At 60.0% G+C, this 23679-nt stretch carries 25 protein-coding genes, 1 tRNA gene and 2 pseudogenes; 19 read left to right on the top strand and 9 right to left on the bottom strand.

Annotated features, from left to right (window positions below):
• Positions 1-21: 21 nt before the first annotated feature.
• Positions 22-1455: a M48 family metalloprotease gene (locus HU811_RS12215; protein ID WP_186656083.1), complete on the bottom strand. Its 1434-nt coding sequence runs from the start codon at positions 1453-1455 to the stop codon at positions 22-24.
• Between the two features lie 98 nt (positions 1456-1553).
• On the opposite strand from HU811_RS12215, the gene HU811_RS12210 reads away from it, so the two are divergent.
• Complete coding sequence (locus tag HU811_RS12210; protein WP_047227968.1) at positions 1554-1793, top strand: sulfurtransferase TusA family protein; 240 nt, start codon at positions 1554-1556, stop codon at positions 1791-1793.
• A 29-nt stretch (positions 1794-1822) separates the two neighbouring features.
• Positions 1823-2893 (top strand): AI-2E family transporter, encoded by a 1071-nt coding sequence (locus HU811_RS12205; RefSeq protein ID WP_092459920.1) that lies wholly within the window; start codon positions 1823-1825, stop codon positions 2891-2893.
• Between the two features lie 139 nt (positions 2894-3032).
• Here HU811_RS12205 and HU811_RS12200 read toward each other — a convergent pair whose 3' ends face one another.
• A complete protein-coding gene (locus HU811_RS12200) occupies positions 3033-3506 on the bottom strand; it encodes a peroxiredoxin (RefSeq protein ID WP_186656081.1) in 474 nt (157 codons plus the stop codon).
• A gap of 10 nt (positions 3507-3516) precedes the next feature.
• Positions 3517-4077: a glycine cleavage system transcriptional repressor gene (locus HU811_RS12195; RefSeq protein ID WP_047227965.1), complete on the bottom strand. Its 561-nt coding sequence runs from the start codon at positions 4075-4077 to the stop codon at positions 3517-3519.
• 315 nt (positions 4078-4392) lie between these two features.
• On the opposite strand from HU811_RS12195, the gene dapA reads away from it, so the two are divergent.
• The 8 genes and pseudogenes from dapA (at position 4393) to HU811_RS12160 (ending at position 10740) form a co-directional block, all read left to right on the top strand.
• Positions 4393-5271, top strand: coding sequence for a 4-hydroxy-tetrahydrodipicolinate synthase (gene dapA, locus HU811_RS12190; protein WP_092397339.1), 879 nt, complete (start codon positions 4393-4395; stop codon positions 5269-5271).
• Positions 5272-5288: 17 nt separating this feature from the next.
• Positions 5289-6404 carry an NlpB/DapX family lipoprotein gene (gene bamC, locus HU811_RS12185; RefSeq protein ID WP_092397341.1) on the top strand — a complete coding sequence of 372 codons (1116 nt, stop codon included), beginning with the start codon at positions 5289-5291 and terminating at the stop codon, positions 6402-6404.
• A gap of 4 nt (positions 6405-6408) precedes the next feature.
• A complete protein-coding gene (locus HU811_RS12180) occupies positions 6409-7167 on the top strand; it encodes an MBL fold metallo-hydrolase (protein WP_092397343.1) in 759 nt (252 codons plus the stop codon).
• Positions 7168-7195: 28 nt separating this feature from the next.
• Positions 7196-7909, top strand: coding sequence for a phosphoribosylaminoimidazolesuccinocarboxamide synthase (purC, locus tag HU811_RS12175; protein WP_025212375.1), 714 nt, complete (start codon positions 7196-7198; stop codon positions 7907-7909).
• Positions 7910-7992: 83 nt separating this feature from the next.
• Positions 7993-8082 (top strand) — tRNA-Ser (locus tag HU811_RS12170).
• 239 nt (positions 8083-8321) lie between these two features.
• Positions 8322-9098: pseudogene (locus tag HU811_RS27775) on the top strand (MCP four helix bundle domain-containing protein); the annotation flags it as partial.
• Positions 9099-9167: 69 nt separating this feature from the next.
• Positions 9168-9956, top strand: a complete 789-nt coding sequence (locus HU811_RS27770; RefSeq protein WP_373685099.1) for a methyl-accepting chemotaxis protein — start codon at positions 9168-9170, stop codon at positions 9954-9956.
• Between the two features lie 13 nt (positions 9957-9969).
• Positions 9970-10740 carry a phytanoyl-CoA dioxygenase family protein gene (locus tag HU811_RS12160; protein WP_186656075.1) on the top strand — a complete coding sequence of 257 codons (771 nt, stop codon included), beginning with the start codon at positions 9970-9972 and terminating at the stop codon, positions 10738-10740.
• A 32-nt stretch (positions 10741-10772) separates the two neighbouring features.
• On the opposite strand, the gene HU811_RS12155 is transcribed toward HU811_RS12160, so the two are convergent.
• The 3 genes from HU811_RS12155 to HU811_RS12145 all read right to left on the bottom strand — a co-directional run bounded on the left by HU811_RS12155 (position 10773) and on the right by HU811_RS12145 (position 12387).
• On the bottom strand, positions 10773-11144 hold the full coding sequence (locus HU811_RS12155) for a cupin domain-containing protein (protein WP_092397349.1): 372 nt from the start codon (positions 11142-11144) through the stop codon (positions 10773-10775).
• A gap of 102 nt (positions 11145-11246) precedes the next feature.
• Positions 11247-12053 carry an AraC family transcriptional regulator gene (locus HU811_RS12150; RefSeq protein WP_186656072.1) on the bottom strand — a complete coding sequence of 269 codons (807 nt, stop codon included), beginning with the start codon at positions 12051-12053 and terminating at the stop codon, positions 11247-11249.
• A gap of 142 nt (positions 12054-12195) precedes the next feature.
• The gene (locus HU811_RS12145; protein ID WP_047227955.1) at positions 12196-12387 is read right to left on the bottom strand and encodes a YegP family protein; all 192 of its coding nucleotides are present in this window, start codon (positions 12385-12387) and stop codon (positions 12196-12198) included.
• A 324-nt stretch (positions 12388-12711) separates the two neighbouring features.
• On the opposite strand from HU811_RS12145, the gene HU811_RS12140 reads away from it, so the two are divergent.
• Positions 12712-13077 (top strand): 5-carboxymethyl-2-hydroxymuconate Delta-isomerase, encoded by a 366-nt coding sequence (locus HU811_RS12140; protein ID WP_186656071.1) that lies wholly within the window; start codon positions 12712-12714, stop codon positions 13075-13077.
• A gap of 106 nt (positions 13078-13183) precedes the next feature.
• Here the strand turns inward: HU811_RS12140 and HU811_RS12135 are convergent.
• Positions 13184-13486: pseudogene (locus HU811_RS12135) on the bottom strand (LysR family transcriptional regulator); the annotation flags it as partial.
• Positions 13487-14009: 523 nt separating this feature from the next.
• Between HU811_RS12135 and HU811_RS12130 the strand changes: the two are divergent.
• From HU811_RS12130 to HU811_RS12095, 8 genes are all read left to right on the top strand, one after another.
• On the top strand, positions 14010-15392 hold the full coding sequence (locus tag HU811_RS12130) for a glutamine synthetase family protein (RefSeq protein ID WP_186656068.1): 1383 nt from the start codon (positions 14010-14012) through the stop codon (positions 15390-15392).
• 188 nt (positions 15393-15580) lie between these two features.
• Entirely contained in the window at positions 15581-17230 is a 1650-nt protein-coding gene (locus HU811_RS12125; RefSeq protein WP_186656067.1) for a phosphoethanolamine transferase, read from the top strand.
• Between the two features lie 70 nt (positions 17231-17300).
• Positions 17301-17942, top strand: coding sequence for a class I SAM-dependent methyltransferase (locus HU811_RS12120; RefSeq protein WP_092397359.1), 642 nt, complete (start codon positions 17301-17303; stop codon positions 17940-17942).
• A 121-nt stretch (positions 17943-18063) separates the two neighbouring features.
• A complete protein-coding gene (gene rnd, locus HU811_RS12115; protein WP_186656066.1) occupies positions 18064-19197 on the top strand; it encodes a ribonuclease D in 1134 nt (377 codons plus the stop codon).
• Positions 19194-19487: a YcgL domain-containing protein gene (locus HU811_RS12110; protein ID WP_047227944.1), complete on the top strand. Its 294-nt coding sequence runs from the start codon at positions 19194-19196 to the stop codon at positions 19485-19487. The genes rnd and HU811_RS12110 overlap by 4 nt, the downstream gene beginning before the upstream one ends.
• Before the next feature lie 122 nt (positions 19488-19609).
• Positions 19610-20542: a D-2-hydroxyacid dehydrogenase gene (locus tag HU811_RS12105; protein ID WP_186656065.1), complete on the top strand. Its 933-nt coding sequence runs from the start codon at positions 19610-19612 to the stop codon at positions 20540-20542.
• 264 nt (positions 20543-20806) lie between these two features.
• Positions 20807-21256, top strand: a complete 450-nt coding sequence (locus HU811_RS12100; RefSeq protein ID WP_186656064.1) for a YcgN family cysteine cluster protein — start codon at positions 20807-20809, stop codon at positions 21254-21256.
• A gap of 31 nt (positions 21257-21287) precedes the next feature.
• Positions 21288-22517 (top strand): hypothetical protein, encoded by a 1230-nt coding sequence (locus HU811_RS12095; protein ID WP_186656063.1) that lies wholly within the window; start codon positions 21288-21290, stop codon positions 22515-22517.
• A 123-nt stretch (positions 22518-22640) separates the two neighbouring features.
• Here the strand turns inward: HU811_RS12095 and HU811_RS12090 are convergent, their stop codons facing one another.
• Positions 22641-23018, bottom strand: a complete 378-nt coding sequence (locus HU811_RS12090; protein ID WP_186656060.1) for a YgaP family membrane protein — start codon at positions 23016-23018, stop codon at positions 22641-22643.
• 77 nt (positions 23019-23095) lie between these two features.
• On the bottom strand, positions 23096-23566 hold the full coding sequence (locus HU811_RS12085; protein ID WP_092397371.1) for an RNA methyltransferase: 471 nt from the start codon (positions 23564-23566) through the stop codon (positions 23096-23098).
• Between the last annotated feature and the right edge of the window lie 113 nt (positions 23567-23679).

Genomic DNA, 23679 nt, shown 5'->3' with positions numbered 1-23679 from the left:
TTTTTTTGTGTCCGAAAAGACTCAGCCCATCATGTCCTTGACCATGCGCTCCTGCTCCATGAGCTCGCGCTGCCTGGCGTCGATGCGTGACGACAGCGGGAAATTGCTGCCGGCGCGCCGTTTGGCGAAGTCCAGTTGCTGGATGGCCTGACGGTAGTCGCCCACTAGGGCGAAGTATTCGGCGCGGGCCTGGTGCAGGCCGATGATGTTGCCCGACAGTCCGCGGGTCTCTGCCACCATGTACCAGACATCCGGATCGTCTGGACGAGTCTTGAGCAGGTTCTCAAGAGCCTTCTCGGCGTCGGCGGGGCGGTTCTGCTTGAGCAGCAGGTCGACACGCACCTGATTCAGCGGATAGTTGCCCGGGTACTGGGCTAGCATCCGGTCGACGCGAGCCTGAGCGTCTGGCAGTTTGTTGCTGGTGATATCCAGATCAACCTGGGCCAGGTTATAGATGATCTCGTTGGGCGATTTGGCCAGTAACTGCTTGAGGTTGTCCCGGGCCTCATTCAACTGGCCACCCTTGATCTGCGCGATCGCCAAGCCATAGCGGGCCACGTCGTTCTTCGGGTTTTCATCCAGTTGCGCCCGGAAGCGCTTGGCGCCCAGTCCTGGCGTTTCTTCGTAGATCAACTTGACCCGTGCGCGAATCAATTGATAGCGCATGCTGTCCTCGATGCCACCTGGCCCTGCCTGTTCGGCGCGGTTGCGGGTGTCAGCGATTCGGGATTCGGTCACCGGGTGAGTCAGCAGGAATTCAGGGGGCCTGGCGTCGAAACGGTACTGGCGCATCAGCCGTTCGAACATGGTCGGCATGGACCGCGGATCATAGCCGGCCTTTTCCAGGTTCTGGATGCCGATGCGGTCGGCCTCCTGCTCGTTCTGACGCGAGAAACGCCGTTGTTCCTGAATGGCGGCCGCCTGGGTGCCGGCAATGGCCGCGATCCCGGCATCCCCACCACCGGCGGCGGCGATCACAATGCCAGCCAGCAGCGCTGCCATCATCGGCACCTGCATGCGTTGTTGGGCTTCGACGCCCCGGGCAAAGTGGCGTTGTGACAAGTGCGCCAGTTCGTGGGCCATGACCGAGGCGTATTCACCTTCGGTCTGCGCATTGAGGAACAGTCCACCGTTTACTCCGACGATTCCGCCGGGCGCGGCGAAAGCGTTGAGTTGCGGGCTGTTGATCAGGATGAATTCCAGGCGTCGGTCGTTGACCTGGCTGGTCTCCACCAGTTTGTAAACGCTGGACTCGACGTAGTCCTTGAGCTGTGGATCGTTGAGCTGTGAGACCTGACTGCGCAACAAGGCCAGCCAGGCGCGACCCAACTGGTGCTCCTGTTGCGGCGAGACGATGGCAGAACTGGCGTCGCCAAGTGACGGCAGGTCGTCGGCGAAGCCCGGTGAGGCAAGCAGGCAAGCGAGCGTCAGCAGGGTGGGGCGCAGAAATGTCATGCACGAAGCCTTAGTCGACAAAGACCCTACTGTAGCCGGACACCAGGCCCGGGACCAGATATTCTAAGTCGCTCAACGACCTGCTGCGGAGTGAACCGATGACCGATGCTGTAGCCCCCGATGCCGAACTGGACGCCAGCGGCCTGAATTGCCCGTTACCACTGCTCAAGGCCAAGCTGGAACTCAATCGCCTCGCCAGTGGCGCCGTGCTCAAGGTGACCGCAACGGACGCGGGCTCCCAGCGTGATTTCCGCACCTTTGCCCGGCTGGCCGGTCATACGCTGCTGCGTGAAGAAGACGACAACGGCGTCTACCGTTACTGGCTGAAGAAAGCCTGAGCATCAACAGCGGCCCTTAAGGATTTTTAATGTTCAAAGTGTTACGCGACTGGATCCAGCGCTACTTCTCCGACGAAGAGGCAGTGGTGCTGGCAGTGTTGCTGTTCCTGGCCTTCACGGCAGTCCTCACGCTGGGCGGCATGCTCGCGCCGGTGCTGGCAGGGATGGTGCTGGCGTACCTGATGCAGGGGCTGGTCACGACACTGGAACGGATGCGGCTGCCTGGCGCCATGGCGGTAGGGCTGGTGTTCGCCCTGTTCATGGGGTTGTTGGTGGTGTTCGTCGTGGTGATCATGCCGCTGCTCTGGCATCAGTTGGTGACCTTGTTCAACGAATTGCCCGGGATGCTTGCCAAATGGCAGTCGTTGTTATTGCTGTTGCCGGAGCGCTATCCGCATCTGGTGTCCGACGAGCAGGTACTGCAGGCCATCGAGGTGGTGCGCGGCCAGATCGGCAAGTTCGGCCAGTGGGCGCTGACGTTCTCTTTGTCCAGCCTGCCGCTGCTGGTGAACATCATGATCTACCTGGTGCTGGTGCCGATCCTGGTGTTTTTCTTTCTCAAGGATCGGGAAATGATCGGGCGCTGGGTCCGTGGCTATCTGCCCCGCGAGCGGGCGCTGATCACCCGGGTGGCCCAGGAAATGAATCGCCAGATCGCCAACTACATTCGCGGAAAAGTCATCGAGATTTTCATCTGCGGCGGCGTGACCTATATCGGCTTTGTGGCCCTGGGGCTCAATTACGCGGCATTGCTGGCGCTGCTGGTGGGCATTTCGGTGGTGGTGCCTTATGTCGGGACCGTGGTGGTGACCGTGCCCGTGGCGTTGATTGCGCTGTTCCAGTGGGGATGGAGCGATCAGTTCATTTATCTGATGGCCGTCTACGGGATCATCCAGGTGCTCGATGGCAACGTGCTGGTGCCGCTGCTGTTCTCCGAAGCAGTGAACCTGCATCCGGTGGTGATCATCTGTGCGGTGTTGCTGTTTGGCGGACTGTGGGGGTTTTGGGGTGTGTTCTTTGCCATTCCCCTGGCAACACTGTTCAAGGCTGTGCTGGATGCGTGGCCGAGCCGGGAGCCGGTGGTGGCGCCGTTGCTGTAGTAGGCGCTATTTATCCGGTGAGGATGCGGGTGGCCTCATCGCGAGCAGGCTCGCTCCCACACTGGATTTGTGCCGTTAATAAATCCCCTGTGGGAGCGAGCCTGCTCGCGATAGCGCCAGGACAGGCAACGAAAAAACTTCAGGCCTTGTTCAGCGCCTGCGCCGCCGCCAACACCGCATCCACATGCCCCGGCACCTTCACACCGCGCCATTCCTGGCGTAGCACACCGTCCTTGTCGATCAGGAACGTGCTGCGATCAACGCCCAGATACTCCTTGCCATAGAGCTTTTTCAGCTTGATCACGTCGAACAGCTGGCAAACGGCCTCGTCCTTGTCGCTGATCAGCTCGAACGGGAACTCCTGCTTGCACTTGAAGTTCTCGTGGGACTTGAGGCTATCGCGCGATACGCCGAACACTTCGGTGTTGGCGGCCTGGAACTGGGCGTACTGGTCACGAAAACCCTGGCCTTCGGTGGTACACCCCGGGGTGCTGTCCTTGGGGTAGAAGTAAATCACCACCTGCTTGCCTTTGAGGGCCGCGAGGCTGACGGTTTGCCCGCTGGTGGCGGGCGCCTGGAAATCGGTAACCGGTTGGTCAATGGCAACGGCCATGAACGCTTCCTTACATTGGGTTTTGGGGGCGCCACGGTTCGATCAGGGCATCGAGGTTCATCGCGTCGGCGAAATCCAGGAACTGATCGCGCAGCCAACTGATCTGGGTGCCGGCCGGCAGTGTCACGGTGAACGTGGCATTGAGCATGGTGCCGCCTGTCTGCGGGGCCTGGTAGGTGTCGCAGGTCAGGTTCTCCAGCTCGACATGGTGGTCCATGAAGAACTGGCACAGCTCATTGATGATGTCCGGGCGATAGGCCGAACTCACATACGCCACATAGGGCAGGGCCTGGGGACGGTTCTCCAGGGCGGCGCTGCGCACCACGTTGACGGTGAAGGCGTGTTTCTTGGCCAGCACCGGCAGGCTGGCTTCCAGGCGGGCCAGGGCGTCCCAGCTGCCGGAGATCTCAAGCACGAGTGCACTGCATTCGCCGTGACGGGTCAGGCGTGAGGTTACGACGGCGCAGCGATTTTCATGGCTGGCGCGGCACAGGACGTTAGTCAGCTCCATGGGGTTGGCGCCAAGGGCACTGATAACAAGGAATTGTTCGCGGACTGTGGGGGTGGACATGCAGCATTCCTAAAGCGATGAGCGGTCGGTACTTTTGCAGCTCGGCACGGCGACAAACCTGAAGAAACGAACGACTCAAGCCCTTTGCCTGGGTTGCGCTGCATTCCGGGGTGGCGGAAATGCGGCAGGACAAACGCAGGAATGGGGCTTGTGGCGACGAATAACGGAGGCTGGGAACCGGCGTATGAGCTTATCGGTACCGATCAAAGCCTGAAGGGTAGCGAAAACCATCGCCAAGGGGAATGGTAGTTCGCTTGTACAAGCATCTTGGCGCCAGTACCATTACCGCTCTCTTTTTCCGGCAGGAGCGGTTTCATGATTGCGGGCAGTATGGTGGCACTGGTCACACCCATGGATGCACAAGGGCGTCTTGACTGGGTCAGCCTCAGCAAACTCGTGGACTTCCACCTTGAAAACGGCACCCATGCCATTGTCGCCGTCGGTACTACTGGCGAGTCGGCAACCCTTGATGTCAACGAACATATCGAAGTCATCCGCGCCGTGGTCAAACAGGTAGCCGGAAAGATTCCGGTGATCGCCGGTACCGGCGCCAACTCGACCCGCGAAGCCGTCGAGTTGACCCGCAACGCCAAGGAAGCCGGTGCCGACGCTTGCCTGCTGGTCGTTCCGTACTACAACAAGCCAACCCAGGAAGGCTTGTACCAGCACTTCAAGCACATTGCCGAAGCGGTCGACATCCCACAGATTCTCTACAACGTTCCCGGCCGCACCTCTTGCGACATGCAGGCCGAGACCGTGATTCGCCTGTCCACCGTGCCGAGAATCATCGGTATCAAGGAAGCCACCGGCGACCTGGATCGCGCCAAAGCCATCCTCGCTGGCGTGAGCGATGACTTCCTCGTGCTGTCCGGCGATGATCCGACCGCGGTGGAGCTGATCCTGCTGGGTGGCAAGGGCAATATCTCCGTCACCGCCAACGTCGCTCCGCGCGAAATGGCCGACCTGTGCGAGGCGGCGCTCAAGGGCGACGCCGAGACCGCGCGGGCAATCAACGAAAAACTGATGCCGTTGCACAGGGACCTGTTCATCGAAGCCAACCCGATTCCGGTGAAGTGGGCTTTGGTTGAAATGGGCCTGATGCACCAAGGCATCCGCCTGCCGCTCACCTGGTTGAGCGAAGCCTGTCACGAACCGCTTCGGCAGGCCATGCGCCAGTCGGGCGTCCTGGTTTAATTGAGGAAGTACAACGCATGAAGCGAATGGCCGGACTTTCCGCACTTGCCTTGATTATCTCCAGCACCAGTGGCTGCGGATGGGTCTGGGGCCCGGAAGGTTACTTCCGCGACCGTGGTAGCGATTACCTGGAAGCGCAACAGACTGCACCGATGCAAATACCGCCCGATGTCAGCGTCGCCAAACGCCTGGATCCGCTGTTGCCGATTCCGCGTAACGTGGCGGATGACAGCGTCAAGGGCGAATACGTCGTTCCCCGTCCACAGCCGCTCTCGGCCTTGGCCGATGCCAGCGACTACACCCTGCAGAAGAGCGGCGATTCAAGCTGGGTCATGGCCCAGCATCCGCCGGCCGAAGTCTGGCCCGTGGCGATCCAGTTCTTCCAGGACAACGGTTTCCGCCTGGATGAACAGCGCCCGCAAACGGGCGAGTTCACCACCACCTGGCAACGTGCCGATGAGCTGTCCGCCGCCATGGCCAAGCGCTTGAGCGCCGCCGGTGTCGGTGCCGACAGCGAAAGCCGCGTGCGGGTTCGCATCGAGCCGGGCGTGCAGCGCAACACCAGTGAAATCTACGTGGTCAGCGCCGAGCGTCCCGCCGGCAGCACCGCCGATGTGGCCTTCACCAACCGTTCGGTCAACACCGGCCTGGATGCTGCGCTGGTGGACGACATGCTCGCCAGCATGAGCCGTAATGCAGAACAGGGTGGTTCGGTTTCGATGCTTGCATCGCGGGATTTCGACGTTCCGAGCCGCGTCAGCCTGAGCGAAGATGGCAGCGGCAACCCGGTGCTCAACGTCGGTTCCGACCTGGATCGCGCCTGGTCAAGCGTGGGCCGTGCGCTGGAGCAGGGTGAATGGCGGGTGGAAGACATCAACCGCAGCCTGGGCCTGTACTACATAAACCTCGCCGAAAAGGCCGAGAAAAAAGATGAGAAGCCTGGCTTCTTCAGTGGTCTGTTCGGCAGCGAGCCGGACAAGGAAGAAATTGAAGCCCGCGCCGAGCGTTATCAGGTTCGCCTGAGCAAGGTGGGTGACAACGTTCAGGTGACCGTCGAGAAAAACATCAACACCGTAGCGCCAGCCGATGTGGCCCGCCAGGTATTGAGCGTGATTCAGGACAACCTGGGCTGATCCGATGCGTTTTGCCGTTCTCGGCAGCGGTAGCCAAGGGAACGGCACGCTGATAGCCAGCGCCGGCACGTATGTGCTGGTCGATTGTGGTTTCTCTTTGCGAGAAACCGAGAAACGCCTGTTGCGCCTGGGTGTGCACCCGGCGCAATTGAGCGCGATACTCGTGACCCACGAACATGCCGACCACGTGCATGGCGTGGGTTTGCTGTCTCGGCGCTACAATCTGCCGGTATACCTGAGCCGCGGCACACTGGAGGGCCTGCGTAAGCCCCTCGAACCTGCAGGCTTGGTGGCCGGTGGTGAGCAACTGCGCATTGGTGCCCTGGAGGTCAGCGTGGTCAGCGTGGCGCACGACGCCCGGGAGCCCACGCAGTATGTGTTCAGCGACGGTGAGCGGCGCTTTGGGTTGCTGACCGACCTGGGTTCGTATTGCGACAGGGTGATGGACAGCTACCGCGATCTCGATGCCTTGATGATCGAGTCCAACCACTGTCGTGACATGCTGGCGCGCGGGTACTACCCGTACTTTCTCAAGCAGCGGGTAGGCGGGGAGCGCGGACATTTGAACAACCACCAGGCGGCGTTCCTGGTGGCCGAGTTGGGCTGGCAAGGCCTGCAACACCTGGTCCTGGCCCATCTGAGCAGCAAAAACAACCTGCCGCAGCTGGCCCGGCAATGTTTCGTCGACACCCTTGGGTGCGACCCGGACTGGCTGCAACTGGCCGATCAAGATTCAGGGCTCGACTGGCGACATATCGCCTAGCCCATCTACTTAGCAAGCGGAGCCCATCATGGAAAAACGTGAAGAACTCTACCGCGGCAAAGCCAAATCGGTTTACAAGACCGACGACGCAGACCGCTTGATCCTGCTGTTTCGCAACGACACCTCGGCGTTCGACGGCAAGCGCATCGAACAACTGGACCGCAAGGGCATGGTGAACAACAAGTTCAACGCCTTCATCATGCAGAAACTCGAAGCCGCCGGCGTGCCGACCCAGTTCGACAAGCTGCTGGGCGACAACGAATGCCTGGTCAAGAAGCTGGACATGATCCCGGTCGAATGCGTCGTGCGTAACTACGCCGCCGGCAGCCTGGTCAAGCGCCTGGGTGTGGAAGAGGGCATGAAGCTCAATCCCTACACCTTCGAGCTGTTCCTGAAGGACGACGCCAAGGGCGACCCGTTCATCAACGAATCCCACGTCGTGGCATTCGGTTGGGGCACCGCCGAGCAACTGGCGCGCATGAAGGAATTGTCCCTCAAGGTCAACGAAGTGCTGACCAAGCTGTTCGACGACGCCGGCCTGCTGCTGGTGGACTTCAAGCTTGAGTTCGGTGTGTTCAGCGACGGCTCCATCGTCCTGGGTGACGAATTCAGCCCGGACGGCTGCCGCCTGTGGGACAAGGACACCAAGAAGAAGATGGACAAAGACCGCTTCCGCCAAGGCCTCGGTGACGTCATCGAAGCCTACGAAGAAGTTGCTCAGCGTCTGGGCGTACCGCTGTAATCGACGCAAGCATCTGATAGCACGGAAAAAATTTCGCCCGGGGGTTCGCTTCCGGCGAATGTGCTGGTATGATGCGCGCCACTGGAGAGATGCCGGAGTGGCCGAACGGGACGGATTCGAAATCCGTTGTACTGGCGACAGTACCTAGGGTTCAAATCCCTATCTCTCCGCCATAATTGAATACGACTAAGCCCCTGAAATGGTTGAACATTTCAGGGGCTTTTTCGTTTTTGGCGTTTGTACCGCAATTGCTGTCGATCTTTGCCGTAGCGCTGGGGCGGGGTTCTCCTCAGGCAGTGGCGTTTTGTTGCTCAATAGCAAGCCCATCCTTTGTGTCAATCAGACTAATGGTCTATAGCTCAAAGCATGCCTGCCGATAGGTAAGCTAACCCCCATAGAAGGAGTGCCCCCCATGATGCGGTTCTTTGCCGACCTGGGTTTTCGCTGGAAAATCACCCTGCCGATTGCTTTCCTAGCGCTGTTGTTGGTGTTAATGGGGTGGTCGGGCATGCGTGGCATTGATCAGGTGACGCAGTCCAGCACACAGCTGACCAAGCGTTACTTGCCGGCCATCAGCCTGTTGCTCAATGCCGACCGCGATCTCTATCAGGCCTTCGTTGCCGAGCGCAGCCTCCTTGACGGTCATGCGGACGAGCATCTGACGGCGCTGAGCGCCAGTCATGAGGAGAATGCGAAGCAGGCTTATGATCGCGTGCAGCAATATGCCGCGATGCAGCCGGGGGCCGAAGCGCTGGCGTTGGTCAGTCAGTTCAATGACGGTTTTGCCAAGTGGAAGCAGGTTTCGCGGCGGGTAATGGAGTTGTCCGTAGGTGATATGGAGGCGGCCAGCAAACTGAGTTTTGGTGACAGCGAACGCCTGTTCGAGACCATGCGTGATTCCATCGACAAGTTGGGCGAACTGGAAGACCAGGCGTCCCATCGCGAGGGAGACGCGGCGATAGAAAATGGCGAAGAAGTGGGGGTGCATCAGGGCGGCATTCTGTTGATCGGTCTGCTTGGCTGCATTCTGGTCGTTATTGCCCTGCCAATGGTCGTGCTGCGCCCTATGCGTCGCTTGCTCAGCCGCGTCGAGCAGATTGCAGAGGGGGGCGGCGATTTGAAGGCGCGTCTTGAGGTCCGTTCGGCTGACGAACTGGGCCAGCTCGGCAGCGCATTCAACCGCTTCCTCGACAAACTGCAGCCGTTGATCGCCGAGGTGGGCCGGGTGACCGGAGAGGTTGATGCTGCGGCACGCGCCATGGCCAGCATGGCCGCGACCAACGACCAACTGATCAGCAGCGAGCATGCGGCGCTTGATCAGGTCAGCACCGCCGCAACCCAGATGAGCGCCGCCGTGCATGAAGTCGCTCACAACGCGCTGAATGCCTCGGACGCCGCACAACAGGCCACCAGTCAATCCCGCGATGGTGCCGACGTTGTCAGCAGCACCATCGAATCGATCCGCCAACTGGCGCAGGAAGTGGAAAGCGCGTCGGGAACCATCGAAGCCTTGGCCCAGGAAACTTCCAGCATCGGCGCGGTCCTCGAGGTGATTCGCGGCATCGCTGAACAAACCAACCTGCTTGCGCTGAACGCCGCCATTGAGGCTGCGCGCGCCGGTGAACAAGGCCGCGGTTTTGCCGTCGTGGCTGATGAAGTCAGGGCGTTGGCGGCGCGGACCCAGGATTCGACCAAGGATATCCAGGTCCGCATCGAGCGCTTGCAGTCGGGCGTCGCCAAGGCCGTACAAGCGATGCACGTCGGTAGCACCAAGGCCCGTGATAGCGTCGAGCGGGCGGCGAGTGTGGACCAGGTGCTCAGCGGTACCGGCGGTTCCATACAGCGGATCAACGACATGGCCGCGCAGATCGCCAACGCTTGTGAAGAGCAGAGCAGCGTCACCGAGGAAATCGCCCGTAACATCTCCGATATCCGCGATCTGTCTAACGAAGCGGCGCAGAACTCTGCCCAGAGCATGCATGCCAGCCAGCAGCTTTCCGGCCTCTCGAGGACATTGGCGGAATTGACCGGCCGTTTCCGCACCTGAGGCAGGCGCGATCGTGGCCTCCCTCCCACCGTTGGCGGCGCTCACTGACGAGCGCTTGCGAGCCCTGCATCAGGACGGTTTCGTCCTGATGCCTGCGGTGTTGAACACCGTGCAAATCCACGACCTGCGCCGCGCAATCGATCAGCTTAAACCCCAGCACTGGGACTACAGCGGAGTGATCGATCACTACAAATGCGTGTTCAATCGCGATCCGTTCTGGTTGCCGTTTCTTGATATGGACGGGGTGATCGAGCTGGCCGAGGCGGCCCTGGGGGATGACTGCCACATCATTGGGCAGACTGCCTGGCGTTGCCATCCCGGGTTTATCGGGGCCCCGTTGCACCTGGATTACCTGGCAATGGCATTGCCACCAGCGTTGCTGGCCGATCCCGCTTTCGAGTTGCCGATGCAGATTTGCACGGCACAATTTTACCTTGACGACATTGATGCCGACCTGAGCCCCACCTGGGTCATTCCCGGCAGTCATCGGGCGGGGCGGGCGCCCGTGGCTGGTGAAACGCAGTGGCAAGGACGCGTCGCGCAACCGGTGTTTTGTCGGGCTGGCGATGTGCTGATGCTGCGCAGCGAGTTGTGGCATGCCGGCAGCGAGAACCGCAGCGTCGATCGTTCACGATATATGCTGCAGGTTCACTATGGCCGGCGGATGATTGCGCAGAAGTTCTCGCCTTATCTGGACTGGCAGTTCAACCCCGCTGTGCTGGCCGCCGCGACACCTCGCCAGCGGCGCCTGTTGGGTGATCATCAGGAGGCTGAGTACGATTGACCCCCTGGCATCGGTTACGTCACGAGGCGACGTCAGATCCAGACATCATTGACTGCTGTTCGCTCATTGGTTTCATCGCCTGTGTTGATGACGCCGCGAGGCTCGATCAACAGCAATTTCACTTCCAGTGCGGCGCTGGGCTTGTGCTCGACACCTTTTTTCACCACGTACATCTCGCCTGGGCCAATCGTCACCGCGCCGTCGCGAAAATCAATTCGAAGCTCGCCTTCCAGCACGATGAAGGTTTCATCGGTATCGGCGTGGGTATGCCAGACGAAGTCACCTTCGAGCCGGACGATCTTGAACTGGTAGTCGTTCATTTCGGCCACGACTTTCGGGGCCCATTGTTCCTGGAAGAGTGCGTATTTCTGAGCGAAATTGATGGGGGAGTAGTGAGTGCTCATGGGGGATGCTCGTCTTGTGAAGGGGTTGAACGCGACCTTACTGCCTGAGCCTGAGCGGGTATTGGATGATTGTGCAGCTTTTGTGGGGCCTGGCGCCCGACGTCAGCGCAGCATCTTCAGCCAGCGTGCAGGTGAAATGCCGAACGCCTGGGTATGCAACCGGGTCATGTGGCTCTGATCGAAAAAACCGCAGGCCAGGGCAGCTTCACTCAATGGCATGCCGTGGATAACCAGGCGACGGGCTTTATTCAGGCGGCGCTGGTTGATATACCGGTAGGGGCTGGTGCCGTACAGGGCTCGAAAGTCCCGGGACAGGCTCCATCGATCCCGGCCACTTGCCTGGACCAGATCATCCAGGCTGATGGGCTGGTCAAGGGCATCGTGAATGAACAGTCGGGCGCGCTCTGCCGCCGAGTAGTCAATCAACCGCCGTCCGCGCCGGTTACCCGCTGCGCGGTCGAGGGCCTTGGCCACATCGTAGAGGCCGTCCTCCTCTTCCAGCGGATCAAGCGGGTGATCCAGGCTGCGCAATAGTCTGCGGGTGGCAACATTAAGGTGAGGATCGTTCGACAACCCTCCTTCGATGAAGGGCAAGGGTTTGCCGCCCAGCACTTGCTGGATCACGGAGGGTTCTACGTAGAACATCCGGTAGCGAAAGCCCTCGCTCGTGCCTGCTTCGCCATCGTGAACTTCATCCGGGTGCAGGACGATGGTTCCGCCGGGCTGGCTATGGCGTTTGCTATGGCGGTAATTGAAGCTCTGAACACCGCAGAGCGTGACACCGATGGCGTAGGTGTCATGCCGGTGGGTGGTGTAGCCATGGCCACTGAAATAGGCTTCGATGCGCTCCATTTTTCTTGATTCAGGAGCCCGCACCAGCCAGTCGCGATCACGGTTTGATGGAGTCATTTAGACCGGCCTCTCGCTTTTGTCTGCACACGATACCTGTCTGATAGGCCTTGGCGCAGTAAAAAGCGAGACCCGGATTCAGGTCGCAGCAAGCTGCTCGTTACGCGGGACAGCTTACTGGTCGGTACAGTGCGTGGCTGCTTCAGATTTCCTTCACGGGTGTCTCACCCTGGGCGCTCTTGATCAGCCCGATGACGTGAAGGCAGTCAGCCTTGTTCACATAGGATTCGCCGCTGGCGATCGTTTCGTGGTTGCCGGCTCTCAAGCGCCACCGCCATTGGCCTTTTCCAGTGCTCTGGGTGCCTCGGGTCTGCCTGTAGATCTCAAAATACATCGGTTCGCTCCCTGCGATTAATTCATTCAAGACATGTTTTGAACATGTTTCGCAAGCCTAGCCAAACGGGTACTTTTCGCTACCGCAAATACGTTTCCAATAGTGATGAGATATTGCCAATAATTGCAGCGCTGTCGCGCAAGCTGATGCGTGCGCGGACGGTGGATGAACCGCAACCTTCGGGTCGGTCGGCGCCTGGAGCAGACGACCTGTGAGCAATCCGAACACCGTCTACCCACAAAACCTGCGTCAGCCAAGTAAAGTCGAGGTATGGTTGCGACGGCTGAAACCACATCGTCATATTTTCGAACAGGAGTCGAACACATGCCTCACCTGCACATGGAGTACACCGCCAACCTGCCCAAGTTTGACGAGGGTGTCGTACTGTTGCGTCTGAATAATACGCTGGTGGCCTCCGGTCAGTTCGCTGCCGAGTCAGACATCAAAAGCCGGGCTGTGAAAATCGAGAATTTCCTGGTGGGCACCCTTTTCGAAAAGCGAGGTTTCGTGCACGTGAAGCTGGCCTTGTTGAGCGGCCGTTCGCCAGAGGTCAAGAAGCAGCTGGCCGAAAAACTGTTGGAGGTGATCCAGGAGGTGGGCGAATGGCCGACTGACGTTTCCGTACAACTGTGCGTGGAAATCCTCGACATCGACCGAGGCCCCTATGCCAAGGCTGTCGTCGGCGCTTGAGGGGCAGGTGCTTCGGGCTTTAACGATCCGCTCGCGCAGCCAGGTGCTATCAGCGGCCTGGCTGCACGGCGTTTCAAGGTGAATCCCGACAAGCCTTCAGACGCTTGATGGTTTGCCGGGCGGGCTCAACCGTGGCCGCACCGGCATGGCACAGGTTGATGCTCAGCAGGATGGTGCGCACGTGGTTGTACATGCCCTCGGCTTTATAAGTGGGGCGCATGCCGGTGCGGGTGTTGATGAACAACTCGTCGTCGAAACAGGTCCGCAGTTTCTTGAGGCAGTAGCTGACCGTTGACTGGCTGACGCACAGCGCCTCGGATACACCGGTGACGCTGCTTTGCTCGTACACGGCGTTAAATACCATGAGGTCTTGCATATCGAGTTTTCTGAGGGAGTTACTGTTCAGCATCCGTTCTGTCTCTCTCTGTGCTCCTTGCGCGGATCTTGCGCAAACCAGACCCTTGATCCTAACGGAACGATCGTCCCAGGAGAATGCCAGGCAAGCGCTTTCACGGTCGGGAGTGGGACAGATAAGGTAATGAACACGACAGATCGATCAGCATAGGGTGCTCTGGCCGATTGTTTAGCCTGTGGCGATCCAAGCTCCATCAAATCGAGGTTTAACCGGCTTTGGTGACGTGGGACGCTGCAAGGGTGTGTTTCCTGTGATGTCTTTTATGGACGGTTGGCCCGCAGCAATCCAATACCCGTCATACGCCGCAATGGGGCCGGTCGGCAGGTTTATGTCCGGTGCCTCTCCCACGCTTTGTGCGCTGCCCTCTGAGCTGGCATTTTGGGCGCTCTGGCATTGCCGCCATGCCCGTCCTCCAGATACTTGTATTTCCTGTTGATCCTTAAACAGTGTTCGTTGATCGCGAGCACAGGCTGACGGTGCTTTGTCGCCCGTCCGACATGAAAATACGAGCGTTCTCATGAGTTCTGCCCACCTCTCTTTTGCCCCCCTGCATCAAGCCCAGGCGTTCCTGGAGCAAAATCCGGATATTGAGTTGTTCGAGCTGTTTATTCTCGACAGCAACGGTGTGCCTCGGGGCAAACTGCTGCACCGCGATGAGTTGCTGGCGCTTTACGAAAGTGGGCGGCCCTTGCCCAGTACCATTCTCGGGTTGACCATCAATGGCGACGACGTGGAAAACTCCGGGCTGGTGTGGGAGGTTGGCGACATCGATTGCCGGGCTTATCCCATCAGCGGCAGCTTGCAGCGAATGCCCTGGCGGCTGATCCCCACTGCCGCCGTGCAGGTCAGCATGCATCCTCAGGAAGGCATGCCCGCGACCATCGCCGATCCGCGTTACCTGCTCAGCCAAGTGATCGACGCGTTGCAGGCCGATGGCTATTACCCGGTCATGGCGGCGGAGCTGGAGTTCTATCTTTTGGACGCGCAGCGCGACAGCCTGGGCCGGCCGCAACCGGCGCGGGACGCTGATGGCGGCCGACCCGGTGCCACGCAGGTCTATGGCTTGCGCGAGCTGGAACAGATCGAACCGTTCCTGGCGGACCTCTACACCGCTTGCAAGTCGCAGGGGATCCCGGCCCGAACGGCCATTTCCGAATACGCGCCGGGCCAGGTGGAAATCACCCTCCAGCACCGTACCGATGCCTTGCAAGCCATGGATGAAGCGGTGCGCTACAAGCGTCTGGTCAAAGGCGTGGCGCATAAACACGGCATGCAGGCGTGTTTCATGGCCAAGCCGTTCGCGGAACTGGCGGGTTCTGGCATGCATATGCACGTGAGCCTGGCGGATCGCGAGGGCCATAATCTGTTTGCCAGCGAAGCCGCCGATGGCACGCCGCTGCTGCGTCATGCGGTGGGCGGGATGCTCGACACGTTGCTCGACTCACTGCTGATGTTCTGCCCGAATGCCAATTCCTACCGGCGCTTCCAGAGCAACAGCTACGCGCCGCTGGCGGCCACCTGGGGCGTGGACAATCGCACCGTGAGCCTGAGGGTGCCGGGCGGCCCGGCGTTTTCGCGGCATATCGAACATCGTATTTGTGGTGCCGACGCCAACCCCTATCTGGCCGCCGCAGCAATACTGGCCGGCATCCATCGCGGCATTCGTGAACAGTGCGATCCCGGTGCGCCGGTAGAGGGCAACGGCTATGCCCAGGCGAGTGAATTGCTGCCCACCGACTGGCTCACCACCATACGCACGCTTGAAGCCTCGAGCTGGGCCAGGCAAGCATTTGGGGACGAATTTCTCAGGGTGTACCTGGCGGTCAAACGCGCCGAATACCGCCAGTTCATGGGCGAGGTAGGCGAGCAGGACTGGCGTTGGTATATCCATCAGGCCTGAAATGAGCGACCAGCCGCACGTCGGGTCGAGCGTGTGGCTTGTTATTTGAAAAATTATTTAATAGCAACTTTTTCACGAAAAATTGATAGTGGCCTGCCTAGAGTTTGCGTGGCCGTAGCACAGTTTTTTTCTAACTTTCCTGCGGTATTTGCTTTCCATAGCGCAACTTCCAGGAAACTTTAGACCTCATGCTGACTATTAAACCTGTGCGTCCCGAATGGGTGACGCTGGTCGCCAGTGTTTTTTTATTAGTGGGCTTTAACGCCGTGCTCTGGCAGCACCTGCATAGCATTACGGCAGGTGACGGCGGGGGCGTGCTGATCGGCGTGGCGTTTGCGGTGCTGGTATTGTTCGCCTTCAACCTGGTACTGACCCTGATGGCGTTCCGGGTGCTGCTCAAGCCTGTGCTGATCGTGCTGTTTCTGACCAGCGCCGGTGTGGCGTACTTCATGGCTCAGTATGGCGTACTGATCGATGCCGGGATGTTTCGAAACTTCGCTGAAACCAATGCGACGGAAGTGCGTGATTTATTGTCGTTGAAGTTGTTTGCCTACCTCGGTTTGTTAGGCGTGTTGCCGTCCTGGTTATTATTTAAAACGCCGATCAGTTATCGCCGCTGGTCCAAAGAGCTGTTAAGCAAGTTGGTGGTGAGTGGGGTGTCGGCGGCGGTGATCGGCGTGGTCGCCCTGGCCAATTACCAGGGGTTGTCTTCATTGTTTCGCAATCATCATGAACTGCATTTGATGGTGGTGCCGAGCAACTACATCGGTGCGTCGATCGGGTACCTGGGCGAGCAGGTCGCGTCGGCCAAACAGCCCTTCATCACCTTGGGTGAGGATGCGAGTCGCAATCCGGTCTGGCAAACCCATGCCCGCAAGTCCCTGACCGTGCTGGTGGTGGGGGAGAGCGCCCGTGCCGAGAACTTCGGCATTCTGGGCTATAACCGCGATACCACGCCGCAACTCAATAAAGAGGCCGGCCTGATCGCCTTCACTGATGTGCACTCCTGCGGTACGGAAACCGCGGTATCGGTGCCGTGTATGTTTTCCAACATGGGCCGCAAGAACTACGACGCCAGCAAGGCCAGGAACGAAGAAGGCCTGCTGGATGTGCTCAAGCGTGCCGGGCTGGAGGTGATCTGGCGTGACAACCAGTCGGGCTGCAAAGGCACTTGCGACCGGGTCACTGTGCAGGACGTCAGCAATCTCAAAGACCCGGCCCTGTGCGCCAACAGTGAGTGTCGCGACGAAATTCTGCTCCAGGGCTTGCAACATTTCATCGACACCCTCGACAAGGACACTGTGCTGGTGCTCCACCAAATGGGCAGTCACGGGCCGGAATACTTCAAGCGCTATCCCAAGCAATACGAACATTTCACCCCGGTGTGCCAAAGCAATGCGCTGAACAATTGCAGCCGCCAGAGCATCGTCAACGGCTACGACAACACGCTGGTGTACACCGACCATGTGTTATCGACCCTGATCGACCTGCTGCGGGCCAATCAGGACAAGGTCGACACAGCGATGCTGTACCTGTCCGACCATGGCGAGTCCCTGGGCGAGTACAACCTGTTTCTCCATGGCACGCCCTACATGCTCGCCCCGGAACAACAGAAACATGTGGCGATGCTGGCCTGGTTTTCCGACAGCTATCAGAAGTCCTTTTCCGTCGACACCCATTGCCTGCAACTGAGCCGGGACAAGCCCTTGAGCCAGGACAATCTGTTCCATTCGATGCTCGGGCTGCTGGAAGTCAACAGCAAGGTCTACAACCGCGACCTGGACCTGTTTGCCGGTTGCCGTGGTGCGGTCATTGACGGCGTGCTGGCTCGGCAGTGAGCGCCTCGACTTTTTTTTCACGTATCGGTGGTTAGCCTGTTCCCATTCCTCTTTGCCAAGAGCGGTTGGTATGTCCGGGCAACCCCCATCTCCCGTAGAGCTCGAGTTCGCCAGGTATCAAGACCGGGAACACGCGCGCATCTGTCGTCAAGCGGCGCCCAGGCGATTGCGCCTGGCGTTCTGGCGTGACGAGCAATTGGTCCGCAATGCCTTGAAAGCCGCCGGTGAACCGGGACTGGTGCTGGATGTGACCTGTGGCGCCGGCCGGTTCTGGCCGGTGCTGGCCGAACACGCCAATCGGGTGATTCTGGCGGCGGACCCTTCGCCGGGCATGCTCGATCACGCCCGCACCCACCATGGCGGCGCGTTGCTGGAGCGGGTCACGACCTTTCCCAGTTCGGCATTCACCCTCGGCCTGTCGGCCAACGCGGTGGACTGTATTTTGTGTCTGCAACTGTTTCGGCACGTCAGGGCCAGTGAGCATCGGCTGGCGTTGTTGCGCGAATTTCATCGGGTCAGCCGTGACACGGTGATTGTGTCGGTGCAAGTTGAAGGTCGCCTCAACATCGGACCTGCGTCGCACCGCGGCTTGGCGGACAAGGCTGAAGTTGAAGCCGAGTTCCGCCAGGCCGGTTTCACCCTGCTGTGGTACCAGGATTTTCTGCCCGGGTTTGCGCTGACGCGGGTTTATGCGTTGTGCAAGGCCGGTTAACTCCCGATGTAGGACTATTCTTGCCTTTGCGCAGGCGATTTCTCTCAGGCTCCCGCTCTATGGATGCTCGCAATCGCTGACGGCGATATATACTGCGCGCCATTCTTCAAGGGAGAGCCGTGTGGCCATCGATATTCACTGGATTCGCGACAACGATAGCCTCGGTCAGTTTTGCGACGAATGGCAGCAGTTGCCATTCGTCGCCCTCGACACTGAATTCATGCGGGTCGACACGTTTTATCCCATTGCCGGTTTGTTGCAGATCGGCGACGGCGAGCGTGCCTATCTGATCGACCCCTTGACCATCGACAACTGGAAACCCCTGGCCGCGTTGCTGGAAAACCCGGCAGTGCTCAAGGTGTTGCACGCCTGCAGCGAAGACCTTGAAGTGCTGCTGCGCTTGACCGGCAGTCTGCCCGCGCCGCTGTTTGACACTCAATTGGCCGCCGCCTACCTGAACCTGGGTTTTTCCATGGGTTATTCCCGGCTGGTACAGGACGTGTTGGGCATCGACTTACCCAAGGGTGAAACCCGCTCTGATTGGTTGCAAAGACCACTGTCGGAAACGCAAATCAGCTACGCCGCTGAAGATGCAGTGCATTTGGCGGAAGTTTTCGTACAGCTGCGGCCGAAGCTTTCTGACGAGAAATACGCCTGGGTCCTAGAGGATGGCGCCGAGCTGGTGGCCAACCTGCGTCGTGAAGTCGACCCCTATGAGGTATATCGCGAGGCCAAGCTGGCCTGGAAACTTTCCCGTACCCAACTCGCCGTGCTGCGCGAGCTATGCGCCTGGCGCGAGCGGGAAGCGCGGGCTCGTGACCTGCCGCGTAACCGGGTCATTCGCGAGCATTCGCTGTGGCCCCTGGCCCGCACTCAGCCGGATAACCTCGGTGCGCTGGCGAAAATCGAAGACATGCACCCGCGTACTGTGCGCCAGGACGGCGAGTTCCTGCTGGAGCTGATTAAACGCGCCGCCAGCGTGCCGCCCGAACAGTGGCCGCCAGCCGTGGCCGAACCCCTGCCCATTGAGGCCTCGGCGCTGGTCAAGCGTCTGCGGGCACTGGGGCAGGTTGAGGCCGAGCGCCTGGGAATCGCCCCTGAACTGATGCTGCGCAAGAAAACCCTCGAAGCGCTGATCAAGAGCGGCTTTCCCGAGGGTCCTTACCAATTGCCCGATTCGCTGCGTGGCTGGCGCCGCGAATTGATGGGCCAGGCGCTGCTCGATAGCCTGGCCACCGCCGGAGAACAGCCTTGAAACGTATCTGCTCGATCTACCGAAGCTCGAAGAAAAACGAGATGTACCTGTATGTGCTCAAAAGCGATGCCCTGGAGCGCGTGCCCGAGCCCCTGATGGCTGCCTTTGGCAAGGCGATCCATGCCTTTGACCTGGTGCTGAGCCCCGAGCGCAAGCTGTCGCGGGAAGACATCAACCTGGTGCTGGAAAACCTCGATACCCAGGGTTATCACCTGCAGATGCCGCCGGCTGAAGACGAGTACATCGAGCATCTACCTGAAGAGTTGCTGCGACGCAACGACCCGGTCTGACGGTGCCCAGAGGCACCTTTCCGGGCCTCTTGAAACACTGGAATGGTTTATTGGCGATGGCCGCAAGGATGGAGCGACACTCTGTCGGCGGTCGTCTGCATAGTTTTTGAAAGGTTTGATCCATGCGCGTTCTGATTGCCGAACACGATCACGCGGTGTACGCCCAGCTTCTGCGACAGGCTGCACCCGATATCCAAGTCCTGACCAGTGGCGACTCCGCCGAACTGTCGCGACTGGCCGCCGACTGCCCGGTCTGGCTGGGCCAGCCCGATCTGCTGGCCACCCTGTTGCGTCAAGGCCATCAGCCCCAGTGGCTGCAATCGACCTGGGCGGGCATCACGCCGCTGCTGGCCGAGGGTTTGACGCGTGATTATCGCCTGACCCGTGCGGTGGGCATTTTCGGTCAGGTGATGGCCGAGTACGTCCTGACCTATATGCTCGGTCATGAGCGCGAGGTGCTGGCGAGGCTGGTCAGCCAGGTCGAGCGCAAGTGGGACAACCGTCAGGGCCAGAGTCTGGCCGGGCGCAAGGCATTGATCGTCGGCACTGGCGATATCGGCCAGCGCGTGGCGCAGTTCCTGGTGCCATTTGGCGTGCAGCTGTATGGCATTGCCAGCGACGCTCGGGAGTTGGCGCCGTTCATCGAGGTCGGGGCGTTGAAGGATCTGCCGCGCATGGTGGGCGAGGTGGATTACGTGATCAACCTGCTGCCCAACACGCCGGACACCCACGATATTTACGACGCGGCGCTGTTCAAGCAGTTCAAGCCCACTGGCCTGTTCATCAATGTCGGGCGCGGCGTGGCCGTGGTCGATGCGGATCTGGTGCAAGCCTTGAAGGAAGGGCATCTGGCCGGTGCGGTCATTGACGTTTGCCGCCAGGAGCCGTTGCCACAGCGGCATCCTTTCTGGACGGCTTGGGGCCTGCTGTTGACCGGCCATAGCTCGGCACCGACGTCGCCGGCGATGATGGTGCAGTTGTTCCTGGAAAACCTGCGGGCCTACCAGGCCGGCGAAACCTTGCGCGGGGAAGTGGATTTCGATCGGGGCTATTAAGGCCAGCACCCATCCCATTGTGGGAGCGAGCCTGCTCGCGATAGCGGTGTGTCAGTCGGTCTCAAGGCTGGCTGATCCGACGCTATCGCGAGCAGGCTCGCTCCCACAGTTGATCTTCTGCGCTCGCCCAATCGGTGTCCTCGGCCAATCCATTGACGGACTTCGCCAGCGCAACGCCCTACCGACAGTCGCCCATGCTTGGCCTGAAGCAGCCCCGGCACTAGACTGACGACCTTTTCACCACCTGATGCTGATGCTTGAGCCATGGCCGCCAAAGTCGAACCGTTCTGGATACGTAAAACCCTCGATCAGCTCGATGCGCAGGAATGGGAATCGCTGTGTGACGGCTGTGGCCTGTGCTGTCTGCAAAAACTCGAAGACGAAGACGACAACAGCGTCTACTACACGCGCATCGCCTGCAAACTGCTGGACCTGAAAACCTGCCAGTGCACCGACTATCCTCGGCGCCGCGACTTTGTTCCCGATTGCATCCAGCTCACGCCGGGCAAGGCCGATGAGTTCAAATGGTTGCCGCCGACCTGCGGTTATCGCCTGGTCAGCGAGGGCAAGGATCTGCCGTTATGGCACCACCTGGTCTGTGGCGATCGCGATGCTGTGCACCACGAACGCATTTCCCAGTCGGGGCGTATGCTCGCCGAAGGCAGCGTGCCCGAGGATGATTGGGAAGATCATCTGATTTTTCGCGCCGGCTGAATGCCGGGCATCGCACCATCAGGGAGAACCCATGGCTGCAGGATTGAAAAGGATGCTGGCAGCCGGGCTGTTGGCGCTGTGCGGGCCGCTGTGGGCGGCGCAGAAAGTCGATCTGGATTATCACGTGCATCTGTTGCCGCAGAGCGATCAGGCCGAAGTGCGCCTGACCCTGGCGCGGGGTTCGGCAGTGCGCAGCCTGGACTTCGACCTCGGCGATGGCAGCCGCTATAGCCACTTCAAGGCCGACGGTCAATGGCAGCTCATCCCGGGCAAGGATACACGCGGCATTTGGCGTCCCAGTGCCGACAAGGCGAGCCTGAGCTATCGCGTGCGCATCAGTAATACTCGCAAGAACGGTACGTTTGAAACCCGTATGACCCCGGGATGGGGGCTGCTGCGCGGCGACGATCTTGTGCCACCGGCCAAGTTGGATCAGCAGGATGGCACTGAGCTGGTGTCACGTTTGCAATTTGAACTGCCCGCCGGCTGGAAAAGCATCGAAACGGCCTGGCCGCGCATCGGCAAACAACGCTTTCGCATCGACAACCCTGCGCGGCTGTTCGATCGTCCCACTGGCTGGATGCTCGCCGGCAAACTCGGCAGCCGTCGCACACGCCTGGGAGAGACCGAGGTGACGGTGGCCTCGCCCCAAGGCCAGGGCATGCGCCGGATGGATGTGCTGACGCTACTGACGTTCGTCTGGCCGCAGGTGCAGGCGCTGGTGCCGCGTCATCCCGGCAAGCTGCTGATCATCGGCGCGTCAGATCCGATGTGGCGTGGTGCTCAGGCTGGGCATGAATCGATTTATCTGCACAGTCGTCCGCCGCTGGTCAGCGAGCGCGGCAATAGCCCTATGTTGCGGGAGCTTGTGCAGATGCTGGCGCGCGTCAACGATCGTGAGCGCAGTGACTGGATCAGCGAAGGGCTGGCCGAGTACTACGCCATCGAATTGCTGCGCCGGGCCGGCGGAATGAGTGATGAGCGCTATCAGGCCCTCAATGACCGCCTCGCCCGTGACAGCAAAGGCGTCACCACCTTGCGCGGTGAGCAGATCGGAACCGCGACGCAGGCCAAGGCGGTGTTGCTGTTGCAGGAGCTGGACCGCGAGATTCGTTTGAAAACCCGCAACAAGCGCTCGCTCGATGACGTGCTGCACGCTGCCATGCGTCTGGAGACGGTTGATACCGAGGAGTTTGTCCAGCTCAGCGAGAGCGTTCTGGGAGAGAGTTCCACCGTTCTGGATAGCAAGTTACTTCAGTAATACCGCTATCGCGGGCAAGCCTTGCTCCCACACTGGATCTTCGCCGGACGAAATGTTTGGTACGACTCGATCGTGTGGGAGCAAGGCTTGCTCGCGATGAGGCCATCAGCCCCACCGCAAAAATCAGAGCCCAACTTTGGGCGAAACCAGCGAATCATTCCCCGTCACTGTAGCCGTGCTGGTCGCTGCCTCGGCACTGGCCTTCATGCGGCTCAACTCTTCTCCGGCCTGCTCAATGCGGGCACGGGCGTGGTGCAGGTTCTGGCGATTCTTTTCCAGCAATGCCTTGGCCGAGCAGTGCCCGGTGATGCCGCGCGCCAGGGCCATGCCGCCAATGGCCAGTTGAGCCAGACCGATCACGCCGCCACGACGCAGGCCCTTGCCCATCATCAGGACTCCGCCGGCCAATGAGCCAATGCGTTCCCAGCCATGCACGTTGTGCGGCGGATGAGATTGGAAAGGGGTGGTCTCAATCGGCTCGAACGGGTTGTTATCGCTCATGATCTGTCTCCGGTGTGGGGGTTGGTATAAAACTGACTGCCCGAGCGATTCCCTTGTTCAATCCAATTGCGCACCGATCAGCGGAATTGCGGCCCCGAACGGGTGTTGTTGCCTTTGGCCATGCGGTCGTACAGCACGACGTTGACCGTAGCCGCCAGGTTCATGCAACCGCTGGTGGGGATGTACACCACGTCTTCGCACCAGTCACGGATGTCTTTATCCAGCGAGCCATCTTCCGGGCCGAAGATATACAGCGCCCGGTCCGGATGAGTGTACTCAGGCAAGGGGCGGGCGCCGTCCACCAGTTCCACGGCCACCGGCACACAACCCAAGGGCAGGATTTTCTTCAGGTCGTCGATCCCGATCAGCGGGATATCGTAGTGGACTTTCTTGGTGTCCGTGACGAAGTCCGCGGCGCGCTCATAGCGCTTACCGGTGTAGAACACCGACGCCACGCCGTAGCAGCCGGCGGCACGCATGACCGAACCGACGTTTTCCGGAGATTTGGGGTTGAACAAACCGATGCAGCTGTAGCGTTTGTTGGCCACGGGCGGGGTGCCTTTGGGGAAAAGGCGCGATTATACGGGGAATGGGGAAAGGTGGTCAGTTTGTAGATTGATGGTGGATGGTCGACCGCTTTCGCGAGCAAGCCCGCTCCCAC

The sequence above is a fragment of the Pseudomonas tehranensis genome (genome assembly GCF_014268615.1).
In the GTDB taxonomy this organism is placed as follows: Bacteria; Pseudomonadota; Gammaproteobacteria; order Pseudomonadales; family Pseudomonadaceae; genus Aquipseudomonas; species Aquipseudomonas tehranensis.
The sequence above is the reverse complement of the archived record's forward strand: the minus strand, read 5'-3'. Positions and strand labels throughout refer to the sequence as shown.